At 32.2% G+C, this 20,767-nt stretch carries 19 protein-coding genes; 14 read left to right on the top strand and 5 right to left on the bottom strand.

All coding sequences use genetic code 11. The annotated features are described in order from the left end of the window. Window positions 1-32 precede the first annotated feature (32 nt). The 13 genes from CLU81_RS12900 (at window position 33) to dusB (ending at window position 14,845) form a co-directional block, all read left to right on the top strand. Window positions 33-764 carry a polysaccharide deacetylase family protein gene (locus CLU81_RS12900; RefSeq protein WP_233209702.1) on the top strand — a complete coding sequence of 244 codons (732 nt, stop codon included), beginning with the start codon at window positions 33-35 and terminating at the stop codon, window positions 762-764. A 98-nt stretch (window positions 765-862) separates the two neighbouring features. After that, window positions 863-1,489, top strand: coding sequence for an outer membrane lipoprotein carrier protein LolA (locus CLU81_RS12895; RefSeq protein WP_099710187.1), 627 nt, complete (start codon window positions 863-865; stop codon window positions 1,487-1,489). Continuing rightward, window positions 1,455-2,090, top strand: coding sequence for a hypothetical protein (locus tag CLU81_RS12890; RefSeq protein ID WP_099710186.1), 636 nt, complete (start codon window positions 1,455-1,457; stop codon window positions 2,088-2,090). The genes CLU81_RS12895 and CLU81_RS12890 overlap by 35 nt, the downstream gene beginning before the upstream one ends. 37 nt (window positions 2,091-2,127) lie before the next feature. Next, the gene (locus tag CLU81_RS12885) at window positions 2,128-2,730 is read left to right on the top strand and encodes a porin family protein (RefSeq protein ID WP_099710185.1); all 603 of its coding nucleotides are present in this window, start codon (window positions 2,128-2,130) and stop codon (window positions 2,728-2,730) included. Window positions 2,731-2,735: 5 nt separating this feature from the next. Then, window positions 2,736-3,356, top strand: a complete 621-nt coding sequence (locus CLU81_RS12880; RefSeq protein ID WP_099710184.1) for an outer membrane beta-barrel protein — start codon at window positions 2,736-2,738, stop codon at window positions 3,354-3,356. A gap of 6 nt (window positions 3,357-3,362) precedes the next feature. Next, window positions 3,363-3,734 (top strand): 3-hydroxyacyl-ACP dehydratase, encoded by a 372-nt coding sequence (locus CLU81_RS12875; RefSeq protein ID WP_099710183.1) that lies wholly within the window; start codon window positions 3,363-3,365, stop codon window positions 3,732-3,734. A gap of 2 nt (window positions 3,735-3,736) precedes the next feature. Then, a complete protein-coding gene (locus CLU81_RS12870) occupies window positions 3,737-4,222 on the top strand; it encodes a hypothetical protein (protein WP_099710182.1) in 486 nt (161 codons plus the stop codon). A gap of 18 nt (window positions 4,223-4,240) precedes the next feature. Further along, window positions 4,241-5,422 (top strand): DUF2062 domain-containing protein, encoded by a 1,182-nt coding sequence (locus tag CLU81_RS12865; RefSeq protein WP_099710181.1) that lies wholly within the window; start codon window positions 4,241-4,243, stop codon window positions 5,420-5,422. A 115-nt stretch (window positions 5,423-5,537) separates the two neighbouring features. Further along, entirely contained in the window at window positions 5,538-9,218 is a 3,681-nt protein-coding gene (locus CLU81_RS12860) for a 1-acyl-sn-glycerol-3-phosphate acyltransferase (RefSeq protein ID WP_099710180.1), read from the top strand. A gap of 1 nt (window position 9,219) precedes the next feature. Beyond that, window positions 9,220-10,740, top strand: a complete 1,521-nt coding sequence (locus tag CLU81_RS12855) for an NAD(P)/FAD-dependent oxidoreductase (RefSeq protein ID WP_099710179.1) — start codon at window positions 9,220-9,222, stop codon at window positions 10,738-10,740. Between the two features lie 8 nt (window positions 10,741-10,748). Continuing rightward, a complete protein-coding gene (locus CLU81_RS12850) occupies window positions 10,749-12,416 on the top strand; it encodes a C45 family peptidase (protein WP_099710178.1) in 1,668 nt (555 codons plus the stop codon). Then, window positions 12,413-13,705 carry a phenylacetate--CoA ligase family protein gene (locus CLU81_RS12845; protein ID WP_099710177.1) on the top strand — a complete coding sequence of 431 codons (1,293 nt, stop codon included), beginning with the start codon at window positions 12,413-12,415 and terminating at the stop codon, window positions 13,703-13,705. Before CLU81_RS12850 ends, CLU81_RS12845 begins: the two co-directional genes overlap by 4 nt. 147 nt (window positions 13,706-13,852) lie before the next feature. After that, window positions 13,853-14,845, top strand: a complete 993-nt coding sequence (dusB, locus tag CLU81_RS12840; protein WP_099712751.1) for a tRNA dihydrouridine synthase DusB — start codon at window positions 13,853-13,855, stop codon at window positions 14,843-14,845. Window positions 14,846-14,934: 89 nt separating this feature from the next. Here dusB and CLU81_RS12835 read toward each other — a convergent pair whose 3' ends face one another. The 4 genes from CLU81_RS12835 to rbfA form a co-directional block, all read right to left on the bottom strand. After that, window positions 14,935-15,549 carry an N-acetylmuramoyl-L-alanine amidase gene (locus CLU81_RS12835; protein WP_099710176.1) on the bottom strand — a complete coding sequence of 205 codons (615 nt, stop codon included), beginning with the start codon at window positions 15,547-15,549 and terminating at the stop codon, window positions 14,935-14,937. A gap of 68 nt (window positions 15,550-15,617) precedes the next feature. After that, window positions 15,618-17,045, bottom strand: coding sequence for an MATE family efflux transporter (locus CLU81_RS12830; RefSeq protein WP_099710175.1), 1,428 nt, complete (start codon window positions 17,043-17,045; stop codon window positions 15,618-15,620). Between the two features lie 171 nt (window positions 17,046-17,216). Beyond that, window positions 17,217-18,416 carry an FtsX-like permease family protein gene (locus tag CLU81_RS12825; RefSeq protein WP_099710174.1) on the bottom strand — a complete coding sequence of 400 codons (1,200 nt, stop codon included), beginning with the start codon at window positions 18,414-18,416 and terminating at the stop codon, window positions 17,217-17,219. A gap of 1 nt (window position 18,417) precedes the next feature. Next, the gene (rbfA, locus tag CLU81_RS12820) at window positions 18,418-18,810 is read right to left on the bottom strand and encodes a 30S ribosome-binding factor RbfA (protein WP_042564857.1); all 393 of its coding nucleotides are present in this window, start codon (window positions 18,808-18,810) and stop codon (window positions 18,418-18,420) included. Between the two features lie 230 nt (window positions 18,811-19,040). On the opposite strand from rbfA, the gene CLU81_RS12815 reads away from it, so the two are divergent. Continuing rightward, a complete protein-coding gene (locus CLU81_RS12815) occupies window positions 19,041-19,460 on the top strand; it encodes a CBS domain-containing protein (RefSeq protein ID WP_099710173.1) in 420 nt (139 codons plus the stop codon). A 43-nt stretch (window positions 19,461-19,503) separates the two neighbouring features. Here the strand turns inward: CLU81_RS12815 and CLU81_RS12810 are convergent, their stop codons facing one another. Next, on the bottom strand, window positions 19,504-20,763 hold the full coding sequence (locus tag CLU81_RS12810) for a murein hydrolase activator EnvC (protein ID WP_099710172.1): 1,260 nt from the start codon (window positions 20,761-20,763) through the stop codon (window positions 19,504-19,506). Window positions 20,764-20,767 lie beyond the last annotated feature (4 nt).

Here is a 20,767-nt window from a genome sequence, read left to right as displayed (position 1 = left end):
TCACCATTTTTTTTATCTCCTTATTACTTTTTTTGTTTTTATTAAAAGCTGATAAAGGAATTAACGGATTATGGTTTTTAGTGGTTGCCGTACCTTTTCTTGCCATTAATATTTATGGAACAGCAAGAATTTCATCTAATTATATCGTAAAAGCTTTCTGTAACAATCCATTGGAAACAGAAAAAAAAATTGCTTTAACTTTTGATGACGGCCCGAGTGAATTTACTTTGGACGTTTTAGACCTTTTGAAAAAATACAATGCAAAAGCAACTTTCTTCTGCATTGGAAAAAATATTGAAATTCATCCTGAAATTCTTCGAAGAATTATAGACGAAGATCATTTGGTTGGAAATCATTCGTATTCTCATTCTAAGTTTTTTGATTTTTATACCACCCCAAGCATAATCGAAGAACTTCAAAAAACAGATAAACTTCTGGAAAAATTTACTTCAAAAAAAATCAACTTCTTTCGTCCGCCGTATGGAGTTACAACACCATCAATTGGAAGAGCTTTAAAAATAACGGGACATAAAGTTATTGGCTGGAATATTCGTTCGCTTGACGGCGGAACAACAAATGTGGAATTGATTTTGAATCGGATTAAAAAACGTGTTTCTCCTGGTGGAATTGTACTTTTGCACGATACAGGATTGCACTCCGTTTTAGTATTGGAACAGTTTTTGCAATTTTTACAGCAAAACAATTATGAAGTGATTTCGATCGAAGAACTTTTGGATCTAAAAGCTTATGATATTGAACGCTGATGGAACGGATTCGCTAAAGCGAAAACGCGGATAAAAACGGATTTTTATAATTAATTTAATCTGTGGCAAAAAAATTAAAGCACAATTTTTAACAAAATATGAAAACTAAAATAGCACTCTTAATTTTATTCATCTCAGGCAATTTGTTTGCTCAGGAACAAAAAATGTCTGATGCAGAAATTGCTGCTTTCAAACAAGATGTAAATGTAGTTTCGAAAAAAATCAAAACTTTAAGTACTGATTTTATACAATACAAACATTTAGATTTTTTATCGAAAGACATTGAAACTTCTGGTAAAATGATTTTCAAAGAGCCAAGTTTGCTTCAATGGCAATACAAAAAACCATACAATTACAGCATCGTTTTCAAAAACGGAAAAATCCTGATTAACGACGAAGGAAAGAAAAGTGCGGTTGATATTGGCAACAGCAAAATCTTTGGTCGTATCAATAAATTAATCGTTGGAAGCGTGAGCGGAAATATGTTTGACGATAAAGAATTTACGATTTCGTACTTTAAATTGAAAGGGCAAAATCTTGCGAAATTTGTTCCGAAAGATGCTACTTTAAAAAAATACATCAAACAAATTGAACTGACTTTTGATAAAGAAGAAGCAACAGTTGTGCAAGTTAAATTACTGGAATCCTCTGAAGATTATACTAGAATTGTACTTAAAAATAAAGTGATCAATGCAAAAATCGACGATTCAGTTTTTAATAATTAATTGCCTTTTGGCATTAGTTTTAGTTTCTTGTGGCTCGGTCACAAAAAATTATACGCCTAAAAAATTAGACAAAACGTCTTATCAGGTTCCCTATTTTACCGACTCAAATACTGATTATGTTTACAAAACGAATATCACGGTTTATGGTCATGAAATATCCGGAATTTTTATTGCTAAAAAAATAAATGATACTACACATCGCGTTGTTTTTACAACTGAATTTGGTAACAAATTGTTAGATTTTGAAATTTCAAAAAAGACATTTAAAGTCAACTCGATTGTATCTGAATTAGACCGAAAAATTTTGATTAATACTTTAACCGAAGATTTTCGATTGCTTCTTAAAAATGAATACTTGATTCAGGAACAATTTGAAAACGAAGAAGATAATATTTATAAATCAGAAGATGGAAACCGCGATAATTACCTTTTTGTTTCTAAAAATGGATCGAAATTAGAGAAGGTCGTGAATGCATCTAAAACAAAAGAAAAAATAACCCTGCTTTTTAGTTCAGAAAACAATATTTTTGCGGAGAAAATTCAGATTATTCATCAGAATATCAAGTTAAAAATTGAGTTAAACTATTTTAAATCAGAGTAAAAACTTAATCTAAAGCTAAACTTAAACCAAATTAAAAATGAAAAAAATAACCGTAATTGCCTTTGTTTTGTTTGTTGGAATTATAACATCAAATGCACAAGTAAGAGTTAGTCCCGGAATTAGAGGTGGTCTAAATGTCTCAACATTAACCAATATTGATGATAATAAATCTAAAACAGATTTTTATGTTGGTGGATTAGTAAACATTAAATTTAATAAATATTTTTCGTTACAGCCTGAGATAACGTATTCAAGACAAGGTGATCAGGGAAGAGAATATCTTGGAAACGGCTATAATTTTCGTTATGTAAATTATGAATTAAACTACCTGACACTTGGTGCAGTTGCAAAATTTAATATTGGCGGTAAAGGTTTTCACATTTTAGGAGGTCCGTCTGTAGATTTTAAAGTTTCTGATAATTATATCAACAGCAGTCCTGAAGATTTTGATCTTGCTTTTGTTGGAGGTGTTGGTTATACATTGCCAAACGGATTAACGTTTGAAGCCAGAATTAAACAAGGATTAGTTGATATTTATGGTTATGATGGAATTAACAATGATAATGATTATTACTATAATGATGTTATTTTAAATCAGGTTTTTCAAATTGGTATCAGTTATACTTTTAAAGTAAAATAAACATATTGAATTCAAAAAAATTATACGTCGTTATAGTAGCATTTTTCATGCTGCATCAAGTACAAGCACAAGCTAGTTTTAAGCCGGGTTTGAGAGGTGGTTTTAGTTTTTCTACTATCTCAGAAATGCATGCTGATTATAAAACTGATTTCTATGTTGGCGGATTTGGAGAAATAAATATCACGAAACGTTATGCTCTTCAGCCTGAAATAACATATACGAGACAAGGATCTAACAATGTTGCCCGAAATTATTTTGACGATATTGCAGGAATTGAAAAAGTGGAACATCGCGATTTACAGATCGATTATTTGTCACTTGCTCTTATTAATAAATTTACATTTGGGCCTGGTATTCAAATACAATTTGGTCCGGCTTTAGATGTTCTTTTACATGATAATCTGATCAAAAGAAAACAATGTAATGACCTGGCATTTGTTACAGGTATTGCCTATAAAGTATCTCCAAACCTTACCATTGAAGGCCGATTAAAAAAAGGCTTTTTAGATGTATTGGATAGTGGTTATTATCACAATGACCGCAATGATGATTATTTATTTGGGGATTACAACACCAATGTTAATTTTCAATTAGGGCTTTCTTATTCTTTTGGAGAAAAAAAATAAACGATTATGGTTTTAAAAGATTTTTATAAAGTTCTATCGGAAGAAAAAACGGGAGATTCTAAATATAATATCACGATTTTGATCAATGAAAAACATGAAGTTTTCAAAGGTCATTTTCCGGGAAATCCAATTATGCCTGGAGTTTGCATGATTCAGATTATTAAAGAACTTACGGAAGCAATTACCAAAAGCACTTTGATGATTCAAACACTTGCCAATGTGAAATTTATGGCACTTATTAATCCTGAAGCTACTCCGGAATTGCGTTTAGAACTTGATATTACTATAACCGAAGATGATTTGGTTAAAGTAAAAAACACAACTTATTTTAACGATACCGTTGCTTTGAAACTTAGCAATGTGTACAAAAAAATATAATTATGAAACTACTGCTGTCTTTACTTTTGTGGATTAATTTTGCTGGTAATCCGGATTTGACTTCTATCAGAAAAATGTATTCGAGCGTTACTAAATCAGAAAGTAATGCTAAGGAATTTTCAGAAAAACTGGCAACAGTTTCAAACGACGATGCAAAAATTTTAGTCGCTTACAAAGCTGCTTCAATTCTATTGGATTCAAAGTTTGAGAAAAAATTAAAAGATAAAATGGATCGTTTTAAAGAAGGTGCAAATCTTCTTGAATCGACTATAAAAAGTGAACCTAATAATATAGAAATCAGAATGATCAGGTTGAGTATTCAGGAAAATGTTCCCGGAATAACTGGCTATAAAAAGAATATTAAAGAAGATAAAAATTATATTACAGCACATTATGCAGAGCAAAATGCTGTTTTAAAAGATTATCTAAAAGACTTTGTTTTACAATCGAAAAGTTTCTCTGAAAAAGAAAAGCAATTCGTAAAGTAGGCTAAAGAAAAACTCGAAATGAAACCTATTTTATCACAGCAAGAATTACTTAATTCGACTCATTTTTGTGTCATTGTTCCCACATACAACAATCACAAAACTTTAAAAAAGGTGCTGGATTCTATTTTAGATTTCACTACAAATATCATTATTGTCAATGATGGATCGACCGATGACACTTTTGAGATTTTACAACAATATTCGCAACTCACACAAATTCATCATCCTAAAAATATAGGAAAAGGGCGAGCGCTGAGAAATGGTTTTAGAAAAGCAATCGAAATGCATTTTGAATATGCAATCACGATAGATTCTGACGGACAACATTTTGCTTCAGATATTCCGAATTTTATTGCCGAAATTCAAAAAGAACCAAATTCTTTATTGATTGGAAGCCGAAATATGACACAGGAAAATGTGCCAAAGAAAAGCAGTTTTGGAAATAAGTTTTCGAATTTCTGGTTTAAATTCGAAACCGGAATTGTATTAGAAGACACACAATCTGGTTTTCGTTTATATCCTTTAAACCTAATCCCGAAGCAATTTTATACCAATAAATTTGAGTTCGAAATTGAAGTCATAGTTCGTTCTGCCTGGAAAGGTATTGTAGTCAAAAACATTCCAATTCAGATTTTGTATGATCCTTTGGAACGCGTTTCGCATTTTCGTCCGTTTAAGGATTTTACCCGAATCAGTATTTTAAATACCGTTTTGGTTATTAATGCTTTACTGTATATAAAACCTCGAGACTACTTTAGAAAAGCAAAAAAAAAAGGATTTAAAAAGTTTTTCCTAGAAGATATTTTAGAAAGCAGCGATTCAAATTTCAAAAAATCTGCTGCAATTGCTTTAGGAATTTTCATTGGAATTTCTCCGTTTTGGGGGTTTCAAACGATACTGCTTTTTACTTTTGCCGCATTATTCAAGCTCAACAAAGTCATTGCTTATCTGGCTTCAAATGTGAGCTTCCCTCCTTTTATTCCGTTTGTCATTTATGGTTCTTTAAAAATGGGAAGTTATTTCGTGTCAAACGACGCGCCTTTGATTTTGGATAGTTCGATTACGCTTGACGATATTCAAAAAAATGCAACACAATATATCGTCGGAAGTCTTATTTTAGCATCCGTTTTAGCACTGTCAGTTGGACTTATAAGTTATTTACTTTTAACTGCTTTTAGTTCTAAGAAAAAATTACAATAATTAAAATCTTTTGCCACGAATTCACGAATTAGGATGAATTAATTCGTGAATTCGTGGCGAAAAAAAATCCATGGAAATCATTTTAATCTGTGGCAAAAAACAATAAAACATAAACATGCATCAATATTTCTACGCCATTCATTTGTTTGTAAACCGAAGAAAATCTTTATCGGTTGCACTGGCAATTCTGATGCTTTTAGTGTTTGGATTTTTTGCTTCTCAAATTAAATTTGAAGAAGATATTACCAAACTTATTCCAACGAACGATAAAAGTGATGTTACGGCAAAAGTGCTTAAGCAACTTAATTTTGCCGATAAAATAACGGTTATTTTTAAACTCGAAAAAAACGGAACTAACGAAGATTTAAAAGAAATGGCAACTGCGTTTTCAGACAGTGTTGCCAAATCCTGCAAACCTTATGTAACCGGAATTCAGGGAAAAGTAGACGAAGAAAATATCCAGGAAACTATTGATTTTGTTTATAACAATCTGCCACTTTTTCTGGAAAATAAAGATTACGAATCAATTCAGAATAAGCTTCAAAAAGATAGTATTGCCGCGACCGTTCAGGGAAATTACAAATCAATTATTTCGCCATCCGGATTTATCACCAAAGATTTTATTCTGCAAGATCCGCTTGGGATTTCATTTATCGCTCTTAAAAAATTACAACAACTTAATATTGGTGACGATTTTACGCTCGACAATGGTTTTGTAATGACAAAGGATAAAAAGAAATTATTGCTTTTTATTACCTCAAATCTTCCTTCGAGCGAAACAGAAAAGAACACAATTTTTGCCGCTAAACTGAAATCAATTCAGGATAATCTAAATCAGAAATTTAATGCCAAAACTTCGATAAGCTATTTTGGTTCCGCATTAATTGCTGTTGCAAATGCGAATCAAATTAAAAGCGATATTGTTTTAACGACAACAATCGCTATGATTACGTTAATGTTGATTTTGATTTTATTCTATCGAAAGATATTAATTCCGCTTATTATTTTTCTTCCAACGGTATTTGGAGCTTTGTTTGCCGTGGCATTTTTATATTTTGTGAAAGAACAAATCTCAGCCATTTCTCTCGGAATTGGTTCTATTTTACTGGGAATTACGATCGATTATTCCATTCATATTCTAACGCATTACAAACATAATAGCGATGTAAAAACTTTGTATAAAGACATTACAATGCCGGTAATTATGAGTAGTTCAACAACTGCCGTTGCTTTTTTATGTTTGCTTTTTGTAAAATCAGATGCTTTAAATGATCTCGGAATTTTTGCTGCCGTAATCGTTATGGCTTCAGCATTTTTCTCTCTTTTGATTGTTCCGCATTTATATAAACCGAAAGAAAACAATTTTGAACACAAGAAAAATATCATTGATAAACTGGCTCATTTCTCGTTTCATAACAATAAATATCTAATTGGATTTTGCGTTTTAATCACGATTATTTGTTGTTTTACCTATAATAATGTTGGTTTCAATAATGATTTATCGCAATTAAATTTTGTTCCAAAAGAAATTAAAGCAGCCGAAAAAGAACTCGAAGAAAGCACCAGTTTAACTTCAAAAACTATTTATGTGGCTTCGTACGGAAATAGTATGGAGGAAGTTTTACAAAACAATGGTCAGCTTTTTAAAGATTTATCGAAAGAAAAACAAGACGATAAAATATTAAATTTCAGCTCTGTTGGCGGAATTATGCTTTCGCAGAAGGAACAAAAACAAAAAATCGACAAATGGAATTCGTTTTGGGATTCGAATAAAAAACAACTTTTAAAATCGGGATTAATTGCCGAAGGTTCTAAACTCGGTTTCAAACCTACAACATATTCACTCTTTTTTGATCATTTAGATTTTAATTTCAAACCTATTAAAACGGAAGATTTTTTAAAAATTCAGGCTTTACAACTGAAAGAATTTGTAACGGAAAAAAATGGATTTTTCACGATTTCGACTTTAGTAAAAGTTACTCCGCAACAACGTGATGCATTTGTAAAATCGGCTTCCGCCAAAAATAATCTGATTGCAATTGATCGTCAGCAAATGAATGAAACGTTTTTTAGTACTCTAAAAACCGATTTTAATTCGCTGGTTAATTACTCATTTGTTGCAGTAATTTTGATTCTGTTTTTCTTTTTTAGAAGAGTCGAATTAGTAATTGTTAGTTGTATTCCAATTGCTTTAACCGGAATTGTTACGGCTGGAATTATGGGAATTTTTGGTATTCAAATGAATATTTTCAGCATGATTGTCTGTACTTTGATTTTTGGTCACGGTGTAGATTTTAGTATTTTCATGACAAGTGCGCTTCAAAAAGAATATACAACCGGGAAAAACGAAATTGCGATTTACAGAACTTCAATTATTCTTGCAGTAATTACAACCATTTTAGGAATTGGTGCGATGATTTTTGCAAGACATCCGGCGTTGCGTTCTATTTCATCGGTTTCGTTGATTGGGGTTTTTGCAGCGCTAATTATTACGTTTATTTTCTATCCGATTCTCTTTAAATTATTTTTATCTAATAGACCAAAAAACGGAAATGCTCCTTTTGAATTGCGGTCGTTTTTGCATGGTGTTCTATCTTTTACATATTATGGACTTGGCGGTATTTTAATGTCTATTTTCAGCTTAATTATTATGCCGATAATTCCGTTAAGCGAAAAAACAAAAATGAAAGGATTTAGATATTGCATTTCAAAATTCATGAAATCGGTATTGTATACAAATCCTTTTATCCATAAAAAAGTCATTAATAAATTTAATGAAACCTTCGAAAAACCAGCGATTATTATTGCCAATCATTCTTCATTTCTAGATATCCTGTCGATTGGAATGTTGAGTCCAAAAATCATTTTTCTGGTAAACGACTGGGTTTATAATTCTCCTATTTTTGGTGCAACGGTAAAAAAAGCAGGTTTTTATCCGGTTTCTGAAGGACTTGAAAATGGTGTTGAACATTTACGCCAAAAAGTAAATGAAGGTTATTCGTTAATGATTTTCCCTGAAGGAACTCGTTCAGAAAGTAATCAGATTAAGCGTTTCCATAAAGGCGCTTTTTATCTTGCCGAAGAATTTAATTTAGATATTCTTCCGGTTTTAATTCATGGTGCTTCTGAAACACTTCCGAAAGGTGATTTTATAATTCATGACGGCAGTATTACGGTTTCTATTTTGGAAAGAATTACGCCTGAGAATCTTTCTTTTGGAAAAAATTATGCCGAAAGAACAAAGGAAATAAGTGCTTTCTTTAAGTCTAAATTTCAGGAAATTCGTCAGGAAATAGAAGGTCCGACATATTTCAAAAAGATGCTTCTTCATAGTTATGACTACAAAGAAATTGAAATCACAAAAGGGGTAAAAAATGATTTAAGAAATAATCTTGAAAAATATTATCGCTTAAACCAATACATTTCGGCGAAAGCCAAAGTAGCTCATTTGTCTAATGATTACGGACAACTAGATGTATTATTGGCTTTGCAGGAACCACAACGAAAAATATATTCTTATAATAACGACGAAGAAAAACGCGAAATTTCTAAAACTAATTATATCGTCAAAAAAAGAAAAATATTCTATCCCGAAAACCTTGAAACTCTTTTAGAAAATCAATTTGATATTCTTTTAATTTCTGATGAAAGTTATACTAATGATATAGAAAAAATCGTTTCTAGAACTTCCAAGGTTATTCTAATCAATTGTCCAAATTTGAAAACCTCTTTGATTAACTTTGGTTTTAATTGTCTTTATGATGAAAATTCTATAATCGTATTAAAGAAAAACTAATATGAAAGAACATTACGATGTTGTAATTGTAGGCAGCGGTTTGGGCGGTTTGGTATCGTCTATTATTCTGGCCAAAGAAGGTTACAGCGTTTGTGTGCTCGAAAAAAACAATCAATACGGTGGAAATCTACAAACTTTTGTACGTGATAAAACCATTTTTGATACCGGAATTCACTACATCGGAGGTCTTGAAAAAAGTCAGAACTTGTATCAATATTTTAAATATCTGGGTATTATTGACCAATTAAATCTAAAAAAATTAGATGAAAATGGTTTTGATATTATCTCTTTTGAAGATGACAAAAATGAATATCCACACGCTCAAGGTTATGAAAATTTTGTCGATCAATTGTGTGTTTATTTCCCTGATGAAAAAGCCAATATTGCAGCATATTGCGAAAAATTAAAAACAATATGTGATTCTTTTCCGCTTTATAATGTAAACTGGGAAGGGAAATATGATAATGAAATTTTGGCGCTTAACGCTAAAGAAACTATAGAATCGTTTACGGAAAATGAAAAGTTAAAAGCGGTTTTGGCTGGTTCAAATTTTCTCTACGCAGGAATTCCTGATAAATCGCCTTTTTACGTTCATGCACTTTCCGTCAACTCTTATATTCAAAGTTCGTGGCGATGCATTAATGGTGGAAGTCAGATTACTAAACAACTTTTAAAACAGCTTAAAAAACACGGTGGCGAATTTTATAAATACAAAGAAGTTACTCGTTTTAATGTCGAAAACAACAATGTAACCTCGGTAGAAATGAAAGATGGAACTCAGGTTTCCGGAACTCGTTTTATTTCAAATATAGATCCAAAAACTACGCTAAAACTTGCCGGAGAAGAGAACTTCAGAAAAGCATTTTTTAGCCGAATCCAAAGTCTTGAAGGTGTTATTTCGGCCTTTAGTTTATATCTTGTTTTTAAGCCTGAAACTTTCAAATACATAAATCATAATTACTATCATTTTAAAAAAAGCAGTGAAGTCTGGAATGCACACGATTATGACGAAGATTCCTGGCCAAAAGCTTTTATGGCTTCTATGAATGCCTCGAAAAAACAAGAAGAATGGGCAGAAGGAATGACTTTTATTACCTACATGAAGTATGACGATGTTGCGCCCTGGATTGATACTTTTAATACAACTGTTGACGAAAATGATCGTGGAGAAAGTTACGAGCAATTTAAATCAAGAAAAACAGCTAAGTTTCTTGCTGAAATCGAACTTAAATTTCCAGGAATAACTGCTTGCATTCGGTCGATTCATACTTCTACTCCGCTTTCGTATCGCGATTATATTGGCGGTCATAATGGTAATATGTACGGCTATGTTAAGGATTCCGGAAATCCGATGAAAACCTTGATTCCGTCAAAAACCAAACTTGATAATTTATATCTTACAGGACAAAGTATTAATATGCACGGGGTTTTGGGCGTGACTATTGGAGCGGTTGTAACGTGTTCAGAAATTGTTGGAAAAGAATATTTGATTACTAAAATTAATCAGGCTTCTGCTGAATAAATGTGCGTATGAAAAACCGAATAAAATTATTTATCCTGATCGGTTTTTTATTGATAATCGCGTCTTGCGGTACTTCAAAATCAATGCGCCATTTACCTGATATTTCAAATTATGATACTATAAAACCTGTCGTGACAAAACAATCTGACAGTTTATTTATCTCCGGAAAAAATTCGCTTTTAAAAAATAAACAAGGTCTTTGGGAATTGTATGTTGAAGGCGATCCTTATCAAATTGGATTAACAACTGGTGCTTTGTCAGATTCTCTTTTGAAAAAACAAGAGCAGATTTTTTTCTCCAAAATAAAGGATTTAATTCCGTCAAAATTCGAGCAAAAAATGCTTCGTTATTTTCTAAAATGGTACAATCGAAAATTATATTCGAATGTTACTTCTGAATATCAATCGGAAATTTATGGTATTTCTCAATATACTTCTCTTGATTTTGATAATATTGCACCGCAATATCAGCGAAGTTTATATCTGCACGCGGCACATGATATTGGTCACGCTTTGCAGGATTTGGCTTTAGTTGGTTGTTCGTCTTTTGCAGCGTGGGGGGAAAAATCTGAAAATGGAAATTTAATTCTTGGACGAAATTTTGATTTTTATGTAAATGACGCTTTCGCGGAAAATAAAATCGTGGCGTTTATAAACCCAAAAGAAGGTCATAAATTTATGATGGTTACCTGGCCAGGAATGATTGGAGCGGTTTCAGGAATGAATCAGGAAGGTTTGACGGTAACGATTAATGCGTCAAAATCTAAAATTCCGATGATTGCAAAAACACCGATTTCAATTCTGACTCGGGAAATTTTGCAGCATGCTCAAAATATTGATGAAGCAATTACAATCGCAAAAAAAAGAAAAGTTTTTGTATCAGAATCGATTATGGTTGGAAGTGCGCACGATAACAAAGCTGTTTTGATTGAAGTTTCGCCTAATAAAATGGATGTTTATGATGTTCCAAACAGCGATCAATTAATTTGTTCGAACCATTTTCAAAGTGAAGATTTAAAAAACGAAAAACGGAATCAGCTTCAAATTGCCAATAGCCATTCTGAATACAGACTTGAAAGAATAGAAGAACTTTTTACAAAAAACCCAAAAATAAATCCCAAAATTGCTTCTGAAATTCTACGAAATAAAGAAGGTTTACAAGATGTAAAACTTGGTTATGGCAACGAAAAAGCCTTAAATCAATTAATGGCGCATCACGGAATTATCTTTAAACCGGAAGAAAAACTGGTTTGGGTTTCGGCAAATCCGTATCAATTAGGTGAATTTGTTTGTTATAATCTGGATTCGATTTTTAAAGAAAGAAAATCAAATCCTGTAATTTCATTTCAACAGGAAAATCTCAACATTGCCAAAGATCCTTTTCTAAAAACTGCTGCTTATGCAAACTATCAAAAATTTAGAATTGAAGATGACAATATAGATTTGTATCTGAAAAAGAAAGAAACAATAAGTCCTGAATTTATTCAGAACTATCAATCCTTAAACCCTGATTATTGGGTTGTGTATTACAAAGCAGGGTTGTACTTTTATCAAAAAAAAGAATATCTCCTTGCTCAGACTAATTTTGAAAAAGCATTGACTAAGGAAATTACCACGGCTCCTGATAAAGCAAAAATTGAAAAATATTTAAAAAAACTCAAAAGAAAATTACAATGATTCCAGCAATAGAAAAAAATTCTTTAGAAGAAATTAAAGTTTTTCAGGAACAAAAATTAGCCGAACTTTTAACTTATATCAGTCAAAATTCTCCTTTTTATAAAAGACTTTTTGCAGGACAAAATATTGATATTTCGAAAATTAAAACTCTCGAAGATTTACAACATTTACCGGTAACTACAAAAGAAGATTTACAAGAATACAACGATGATTTTTTTTGTGTTCCGCAGCATAAAATTATTGATTATGCCTCAACTTCAGGGACTTTAGGCGATCCTGTAACTTTTGGTTTAACAGATTCTGACTTGGATAGATTGGCTTATAATGAAGCTATTTCTTTTGCTTGCGCCGGAATTGCAGAAGGCGATGTTGTTCAATTAATGACTACAATCGATAGGAAATTCATGGCTGGATTAGCTTATTTTCTAGGATTGCGAAAATTAAAAGTTGGTGTAATTCGTGTTGGTGCGGGAATTCCGGAATTGCAATGGGATTCTATTTTAAAATACAAACCTTCTTATTTAATTACGGTTCCTTCTTTTCTTTTAAAGTTAATTGAATACGCAGAAATTCATGGAATCGATTATAATAATTCAAGTATAAAAGGTGCTATTTGTATTGGAGAATCTTTGCGAAATCAAGATTTTTCGATGAATACTTTGTCTCAAAAAATCACCGAGAAATGGAATATTAAGTTGTTTTCGACTTATGCTTCTACGGAAATGAGTACTGCTTTTACAGAATGTGAACATGGAATTGGTGGTCATCATCATCCTGAATTGATTATTGTTGAAGTTCTGGATGAGAATAATATTCCTGTGAAAAATGGTGAAATTGGCGAATTGACTTTTACCACTTTAGGTATTGAAGCGATGCCATTATTGCGTTTTAAAACCGGAGATATTGTTCAGTTACATAACGAACCTTGTGCTTGCGGGCGACATACTTTGCGCGTTGGCCCAGTAATTGGCCGCAAAAAACAAATGATAAAATACAAAGGAACAACACTTTATCCGCCTGCGATGAATGATGTTTTGAGTGGTTTTGATAATATCGAAAATCATATCATCGAGATTTCTACCAATGATTTGGGAACAGATGAAATTGTGATAAAGATTGCTGTAAAAAATCAAACTCCTGAATTTTTACAGGAAATTAAAGACCATTTCAGAGCCAAATTAAGAGTAACTCCAAAGATTGAATTCGCCTCAAAAGAAACTTTGAATCCGTTAGTTTTTAATCCGATGAGTCGAAAACCTATTCGTTTTTTTGATTACAGAGTTTCGTAAAAACAAGGCACAAAGTTGCAAAGGTTCAGAGGAACAAAGGTTTAGCACCTGAATGTAAAACCTTTGCAACTTTGTCACTTTGAACCTTTGAACCTCAATTTGGTACAAATTGAACTAAAAGTTGTAATTTTGCAAAAAATATTGAAGATGGTCAAGATTGGCAACATAGAATTACCCGAATTTCCTTTATTACTTGCTCCTATGGAAGATGTGAGCGATCCACCGTTTCGCCGTTTGTGCAAAACGCATGGCGCTGACATGATGTATTCTGAATTTATTTCGTCGGAAGGATTAATTCGTGATGCTATTAAAAGTAGAATGAAGTTGGATATTTTTGATTACGAACGTCCGGTTGGAATTCAGATTTTTGGTGGTGATGAAGAAGCAATGGCGCTTTCGTCTAAAATTGTTTCTACCGTAAAACCTGATTTAGTTGATATTAACTTTGGATGTCCGGTAAAAAAAGTAGTTTGTAAAGGTGCCGGAGCCGGAGTTTTGAAAGATGTAGATTTGATGGTTCGTCTGACTAAAGCTGTTATTAGAAGTACTGATTTACCTGTAACTGTAAAAACTCGTTTAGGCTGGGATGAAAGCTCAATTAATATTGATGAAGTTGCGGAAAGACTTCAGGATATTGGCGTTCAAGCTCTAACAATTCACGCCAGAACTCGTGCTCAAATGTATAAAGGTCACGCTGATTGGTCGCATATTGCACGTGTAAAAAATAACCCAAGAATTACAATGCCGATCTTTGGAAATGGCGATATCGACAGTCCTGAAAAAGCATTAAAATATAAAAACGAATACGGAATCGACGGAATTATGATTGGTCGTGCCGCAATTGGTTATCCTTGGATTTTTAACGAAATCAAGCATTATTTCAAAACAGGTGAGCACTTACCTGCTCCAACTGTTGCTGATCGTGTAGAAGCTGCCAGAAATCACCTTATGTGGTCTATGGAATGGAAAGGGGAACGTTTAGGAATTGTCGAAATGCGTCGTCATTATACGAATTACTTCAAAGGAATTCATTCTTTTAAAGAATACAAACAAAAACTAGTTACAACTGATGAGCCTGAAAATTTGTTTGCGATTATGAAAGAAATCGAACAGGTTTATGCAGGATATGAATTTGTTTAAAACAACATAATTTTTTTTCAAAGTTTGAAACTTTGAAATCTATATAAAAAAAACCTTCAAAATTGAAGGTCTTTTTTTATTATCGTTTTTTACTTTATGGCTTCTAAAATTTTACTGGCAATTTCATTTTGACCATTTTCACTTGTGATATAATCTCTATTTTTTTCGTTTGTTAAATATCCTAATTCAAGTAGTACAGATGGACATTCTGAATTTTTCATGATATAAAAAGGAGCTTCTTTAACTTTCCCTTTTATCAAACTTTCATTTGAAACATTACTTAATAATTTTTCTGCAGATTCTATTGACTCTTGTTTGAATTTTTCATTTTTACTCGAAACATAAGCATCCATTTGATCCTTTTTCCAATCATTTATAGTAGAACTAACATGCAGAGAAATAACTAAATTCGGTTTTAGATTATTGATGATCGAAACTCTTTCGCTCAATTCCATAAAATGGTCACCTTCACGAAGCAAGACAATTTCTATATTCTGATTTTTATTTGACTCTTTAATTTTTTTACTAATTGCTTCTACAATTGTCTTTTCGTCAAAATCATACATTTTTGCTCCTAAATCATGGCCTCCATGTCCAGCATCAATTACTATAATCTTCTTCGCTTCTAATGGCTTAAATGCAAAAGATCCTGTTAAAAAAACTGTCGCTCCGAGAAGCATCAAAACTTTAAACTTGGTTTTCATATTAAATTTGTTTTTGGGTTATATATTTCAAAACGAATAAATATAAGAAATATTACACAAAACAAACTCTACACTTGAATACGTTTCCATTTTCCTCTTTTATAAAAGAAAATACCCGCAAGAGTTATAGCTGTTTCGGCAACCGGAATTGCGATGAAAACACCCGTTGGTCCCATATTAAAATGTTTTGCTAATACATATGCTAACGGAATTTGAAACAACCAAAAACCAAAGAAATTAATTCCGGTTGGTGTCCAGGTATCTCCTGCTCCGTTGAATGTATTGATCAAAACCATTCCGATTCCGTAGAATATAAATCCGATGCTCATAATTTGTAAAGCCTCGACTGCTATGGTTTTTACCATATCATCATTCGTGAAAAACGAAATTATATATTGACCAAAACACAATGTGATTACCATAATGGTTGCCATAAAAATGACATTATATTTCGCCGTTGTGTAAACTGATTTTTCGGCACGATCAATTTGTTTCGCTCCTAAATTTTGTCCAACTAAAGTCGCTGCTGCATTACTCAATCCCCAAGCCGGAAGTATAAAGAACATCATAATTCTAAGTGCCGTTTGATAACCTGCCGAACCATGATCTCCACCTGTTGTGGCAACTAATTGCGCTAGAAAAATCCAACTGCAAGAAGCAATTACAAATTGTAAAATTCCTGGAGCTGCAATTTTTACCAATGCTTTTATTTGTTTAAAATCGGGAATAAAATAAGAGATCTTAATTTTTAAAACTCCGTTTCCTGAAAACAAATGATACACTTGATACAATACACCAAGACTTCTTCCTAAAGTAGTCGCTAAAGCTGCACCAATTAATCCGAAAGCCGGAATTGGACCAAAACCGTTAATCAATATTGGACATAAAATAATATTGCAAATATTAGCTAACCAAAGACTTTTCATGGCAATTGCAGCATTTCCTGCACCTCGAAATATTCCGTTGATTAAAAATAAAAGCATAATACACAAACTTGAACCAATCATAATTTGTGTAAATCTATAACCGTGTTCTGCAGCATCTGCAGATGCTCCCATAAAGAGTAAAATATCTTTGGCATATATAACGCCAAAAACGCTCATTATGCTATTTATAACAAAAGCAACGATAATAGCCTGCATTCCTGCTTTTGAAGCTGCAACAGGATCTTTTTCTCCAATTCGTCTGGCTACAACTGCAGTCGCTGCCATACTCATTCCAATCGCTAATGAATATATAATGGCAAGAACAGATTCCGTTAATCCAACAGTTTGTATCGCAAAACTACTATGCTCAAGATGCCCAACGAAATACAGATCGACTAAGGCAAAAACCGATTCCATCATCATTTCTAAAACCATTGGAATGGCTAATAGAATGACCGCTTTTTTGATGCTTCCTACTGTATAATCAAAAGATTCATCTCCTTTGATTGCTTGTTTTAATGTGGTAAAAATTTTAGAAAATAAACTGTTCTTTATGGTAGTTTCTGTCATGATATGTTAGGATAAATGATAATATTAGTCCAGATGTAATAATCTGAACTCAAGAAAATAAACGTAAGTATCCTAATTATTTGAAAAAATAAGATAGGATTAGGCAGAAACAATCATATGTTGTAGATTTTTGAGACGATAAATATAGGTAATATTTTTTGACTAGAAATACTAATCTAACAGCTTTTTACTTACTCGGCTACTGGCAATTAATGATGCTACAAAACCAAGTGAAACAATGGTTCCCATAACAATGAGAACATTTTCGAGTGTAAAAACTACTGGATAAGCCAAAGTTGGCGTAAGCATAATCATCTCATATTTCTGTTGCAACACTACTAAAATGATTCCCAGAAGAAGTCCTATTATTCCACCAAAAACACTTAGCAAAGTTCCTTGAAGTAAAAATATTTTTCTCAAATGATTGATTTCTGTACCGAGATTAAAAAGGGTTTTTAGATTTCCTTTCTTCTCTAAAATCATCATTATTAATGCACCAATCAGATTAAAAAGTGCTACTATAATTACCAAAGTAAAAATCAGATAAACAGCAATATTTTCGGTATTGAGCATTTTATACAAAGACTCATTTAGCTGTGCTCTGTTTTTAATCGTAATTTTATTTTGAAAGATTGCTTTGAGTTTTTTATCAATCGCTGCTTCATCTGCGTTATCTTTCAAATTAAATTCTATTCCGGAAATTTGATTGGGTTTGTACATCAATAATTCCTGCGCTAAACCCAAATCGGCAAAGACATATTTCGAATCCAGATCTTCGCTGATCGAATAAATCCCAACTGGCAAAACATCTGTTTTATTGAATGCTTCTTCGGGATTTTCAATATTTCCTTTTCCCGGTTTAGGAGCAAATATTTGCAGCGGATTTTCGAAATCAAGAATTCCCAGAGAAAAATCACGCGAAATTCCATATCCAATAACAACTTGATACGTATCCGGTTTTAACCATTGTCCGTTAAAAAGTTTTTTCCTAATATCGTTGACCACAGCATAATTGCGATCAACACCTTTTAAGTAGGTTACTTTTTGCTTGTCTTTGAATAAAAATAAAACTCGCTCTTCGATGATTCTAGTGTATGAAACCACTCCATCGATTTTTTTGATCTGACTTTCCTGATCTGGCGTAACTAAAAAAGATTTACCTAAAGTACTGGTAATTTTCAGATCCGGATCGATTTCATTTGTGAACGAAAGACTAAATACTTTTAGTCCGCTAAAAACTGATAAAACCACAAACAAAGCCATTGTGCCAACAATAATTCCCATGCTGGCAATGCGATTAATAATATTTATAGCATTGTTTTTACTTCTGCTAAAAATGTAACGTTTGGCTATGTAAAGGGGGAAATTCAATTTATGATTTTCTTCTTTTTTCTAAAAGATCACGATTTTCGATTGGGTTTTCTCTGTTTGATAAAGCGTTGTCGATTTTTTCGATATAGTCTAAAGAATCATCGATAAAAAATACCAAATTTGGTACACGACGCAATTGCAAACGCACGCGCTGAGACAAATCGTGTTTAATTAAGGTTGTATTTGATTTTATACCTTCTAAAGTTTCTTTTGCTTTATCTTGAGGAAAAATGCTTAAATAAACTGTTGCCACAGATAAATCTGAAGTAACACTAACTTTGGATACTGAAATTACCAAATTACTAATTCCATTTTTTCGCACTTCACCTTGCAAAATATCAACCAAATCTTTTTGGATGACACCGCCTATTTTTTTCTGTCTATTTGTTTCCATAATGCAAAAATACTATTTTTAAATTTCAATCAATACAATTTCAAATGAACAATAGGATCATTTTTGCATTCTAACCAACTTTTGTTCCATTTTGAATACTTTTTCTAATAAAATCACATCAAATGAGGTTTTTGCTTTAGTGTTTTTTCCTGATGAAGCCAATGATAAAAGTCATGATATTTATCAGATTTATTCTACATATTTGATAGAAATATAACAACACATTTATTATGAAAAAGAGAGAACCAATTAGTCACATTATGACTAAAACTGTCATTACTGCAAATGAAAATGATGATCTTAGAAAAGTGGTTGAAAAATTAAAACAAAATACAATTCGCCACATTCCCATCGTTAAAGGCAAAGAAGTTGTTGGTATTATAAGCCGAACGGACATCAATCGATTAACTTTTGGAGCTTTATTTGAGGGACAAGAAGGAGCTGATGAAGCTATTCTGGATATGTTAACTATTTCTCAGGTTATGACTTCAAAACCTAAAACAGTTTCATCGGATACTATTATAAGAGATTTAGCCGAAATTTTTGTAAAAGAAGAATTTCATGCTTTGCCAGTAGTAGATAATGGTGAATTAAAGGGAATCGTTACAACTACTGATGTTGTTAAATACTTTTTAGAACAATATGATTAATAAATCTTAACCCAAAAAAGGGAGCTTAATAAGCTCCCTTTTTTTATCTATTTTGAATCCATCCTCTAGGATCTGCATATGTTGAGTTTTGCGAAATACAAAACTTCATTGTTGTTTTTCCTGTCTCCGGACTTGTTCTAATTTTACCAATATTTTGTTTGTTGGTAACTTTATCTCCTTTGTCTACACTTACAGAACTTAAATTCTGATACACAGAAAAATAATCTCCATGCTGAATAATTACCATTTTATTAATCGGCGATAAAACAATTACACTGGTTACTTCACCCGCAAAAACTGCTCTTGCACTTGATCCTGATTCTGTTGTAATTTCAACTCCATTATTATGAATCGTCACTGTATTATATAAAGGATGCGGCTGATCTCCAAATCCTTGAGAAATAAATCCTTTTTCAACCGGCCAAGGCAATCTTCCTCTGTTTGCTTTAAAGTCGGCAGCTAAAATTTTATTTTCCGGAGTTAATTCAATTTTTGATGATGAAACCGGAGCTTTTGCCGCTACTGTCGTACTTGTATTATTTTCTTTTGCTCTTTCTAAAGCTGCTTTTCTATTTGCTTCGGCAATTGCCTCACGAATTAAACGATCAATTTGTCTGTCAATTCTTTTTGACTCGCTTTGTTTCGCTCTAATGTCTGCAAGGATTTTACCTTTATCTTTCTTAATCGAATTAACTAACTTTTGTTGTTCTTTCTTTTCAACTTCTAAGCTTTGTTTCTCCTTTTCATTTTCTGCAATAATCTTCTTCTTAACCTGTCTTTGTCCATTTAATCTCGCATTATAATCAACTAATTCATTTGTTTTAGATTGAATTTCTAATCCTTGATTTTTTCTGAAATTGGTATATTGTTTTAGATATTGTGCCCTTTTATAAGCTTGCAAAAAACTTTCTGAAGATAAAATAAACATCGCTCGACTTTGTTCAGATCTACTTTTGTATGATTTTAAAATCATCTTAGAGTAATCTTCTTTCAAAACCGTCAATTCCTTTTTTAGTTTATTAACCTTAACTTGGTTAATATACATATCATTGCTCAAAAGTTTTTCTTGTTTTGCTGTAGTATTAATCAGTTTTTCTTTCAGTTTAATTTTATTCGCCTGAATCATAAAGACATTTACCGCTGACTTTTCTTGTTTCTTTACAGATTGCAACATCTTTTCATTATCTCTAATTTCCTGCTGGATCTGAGCTTTACGCTGCTCCAGTTTTTCTTGTTGCGAATCTTGCGCCCACATAAAAGTTGTGGCACAAATAAAAATTAGGCTTAGGAGAAATTTTGGCATGTTT

It is taken from the genome of Flavobacterium sp. 9 (assembly GCF_002754195.1).
GTDB lineage: Bacteria > Bacteroidota > Bacteroidia > Flavobacteriales > Flavobacteriaceae > Flavobacterium.
This window is presented reverse-complemented; position numbering and strand designations above follow the sequence as displayed.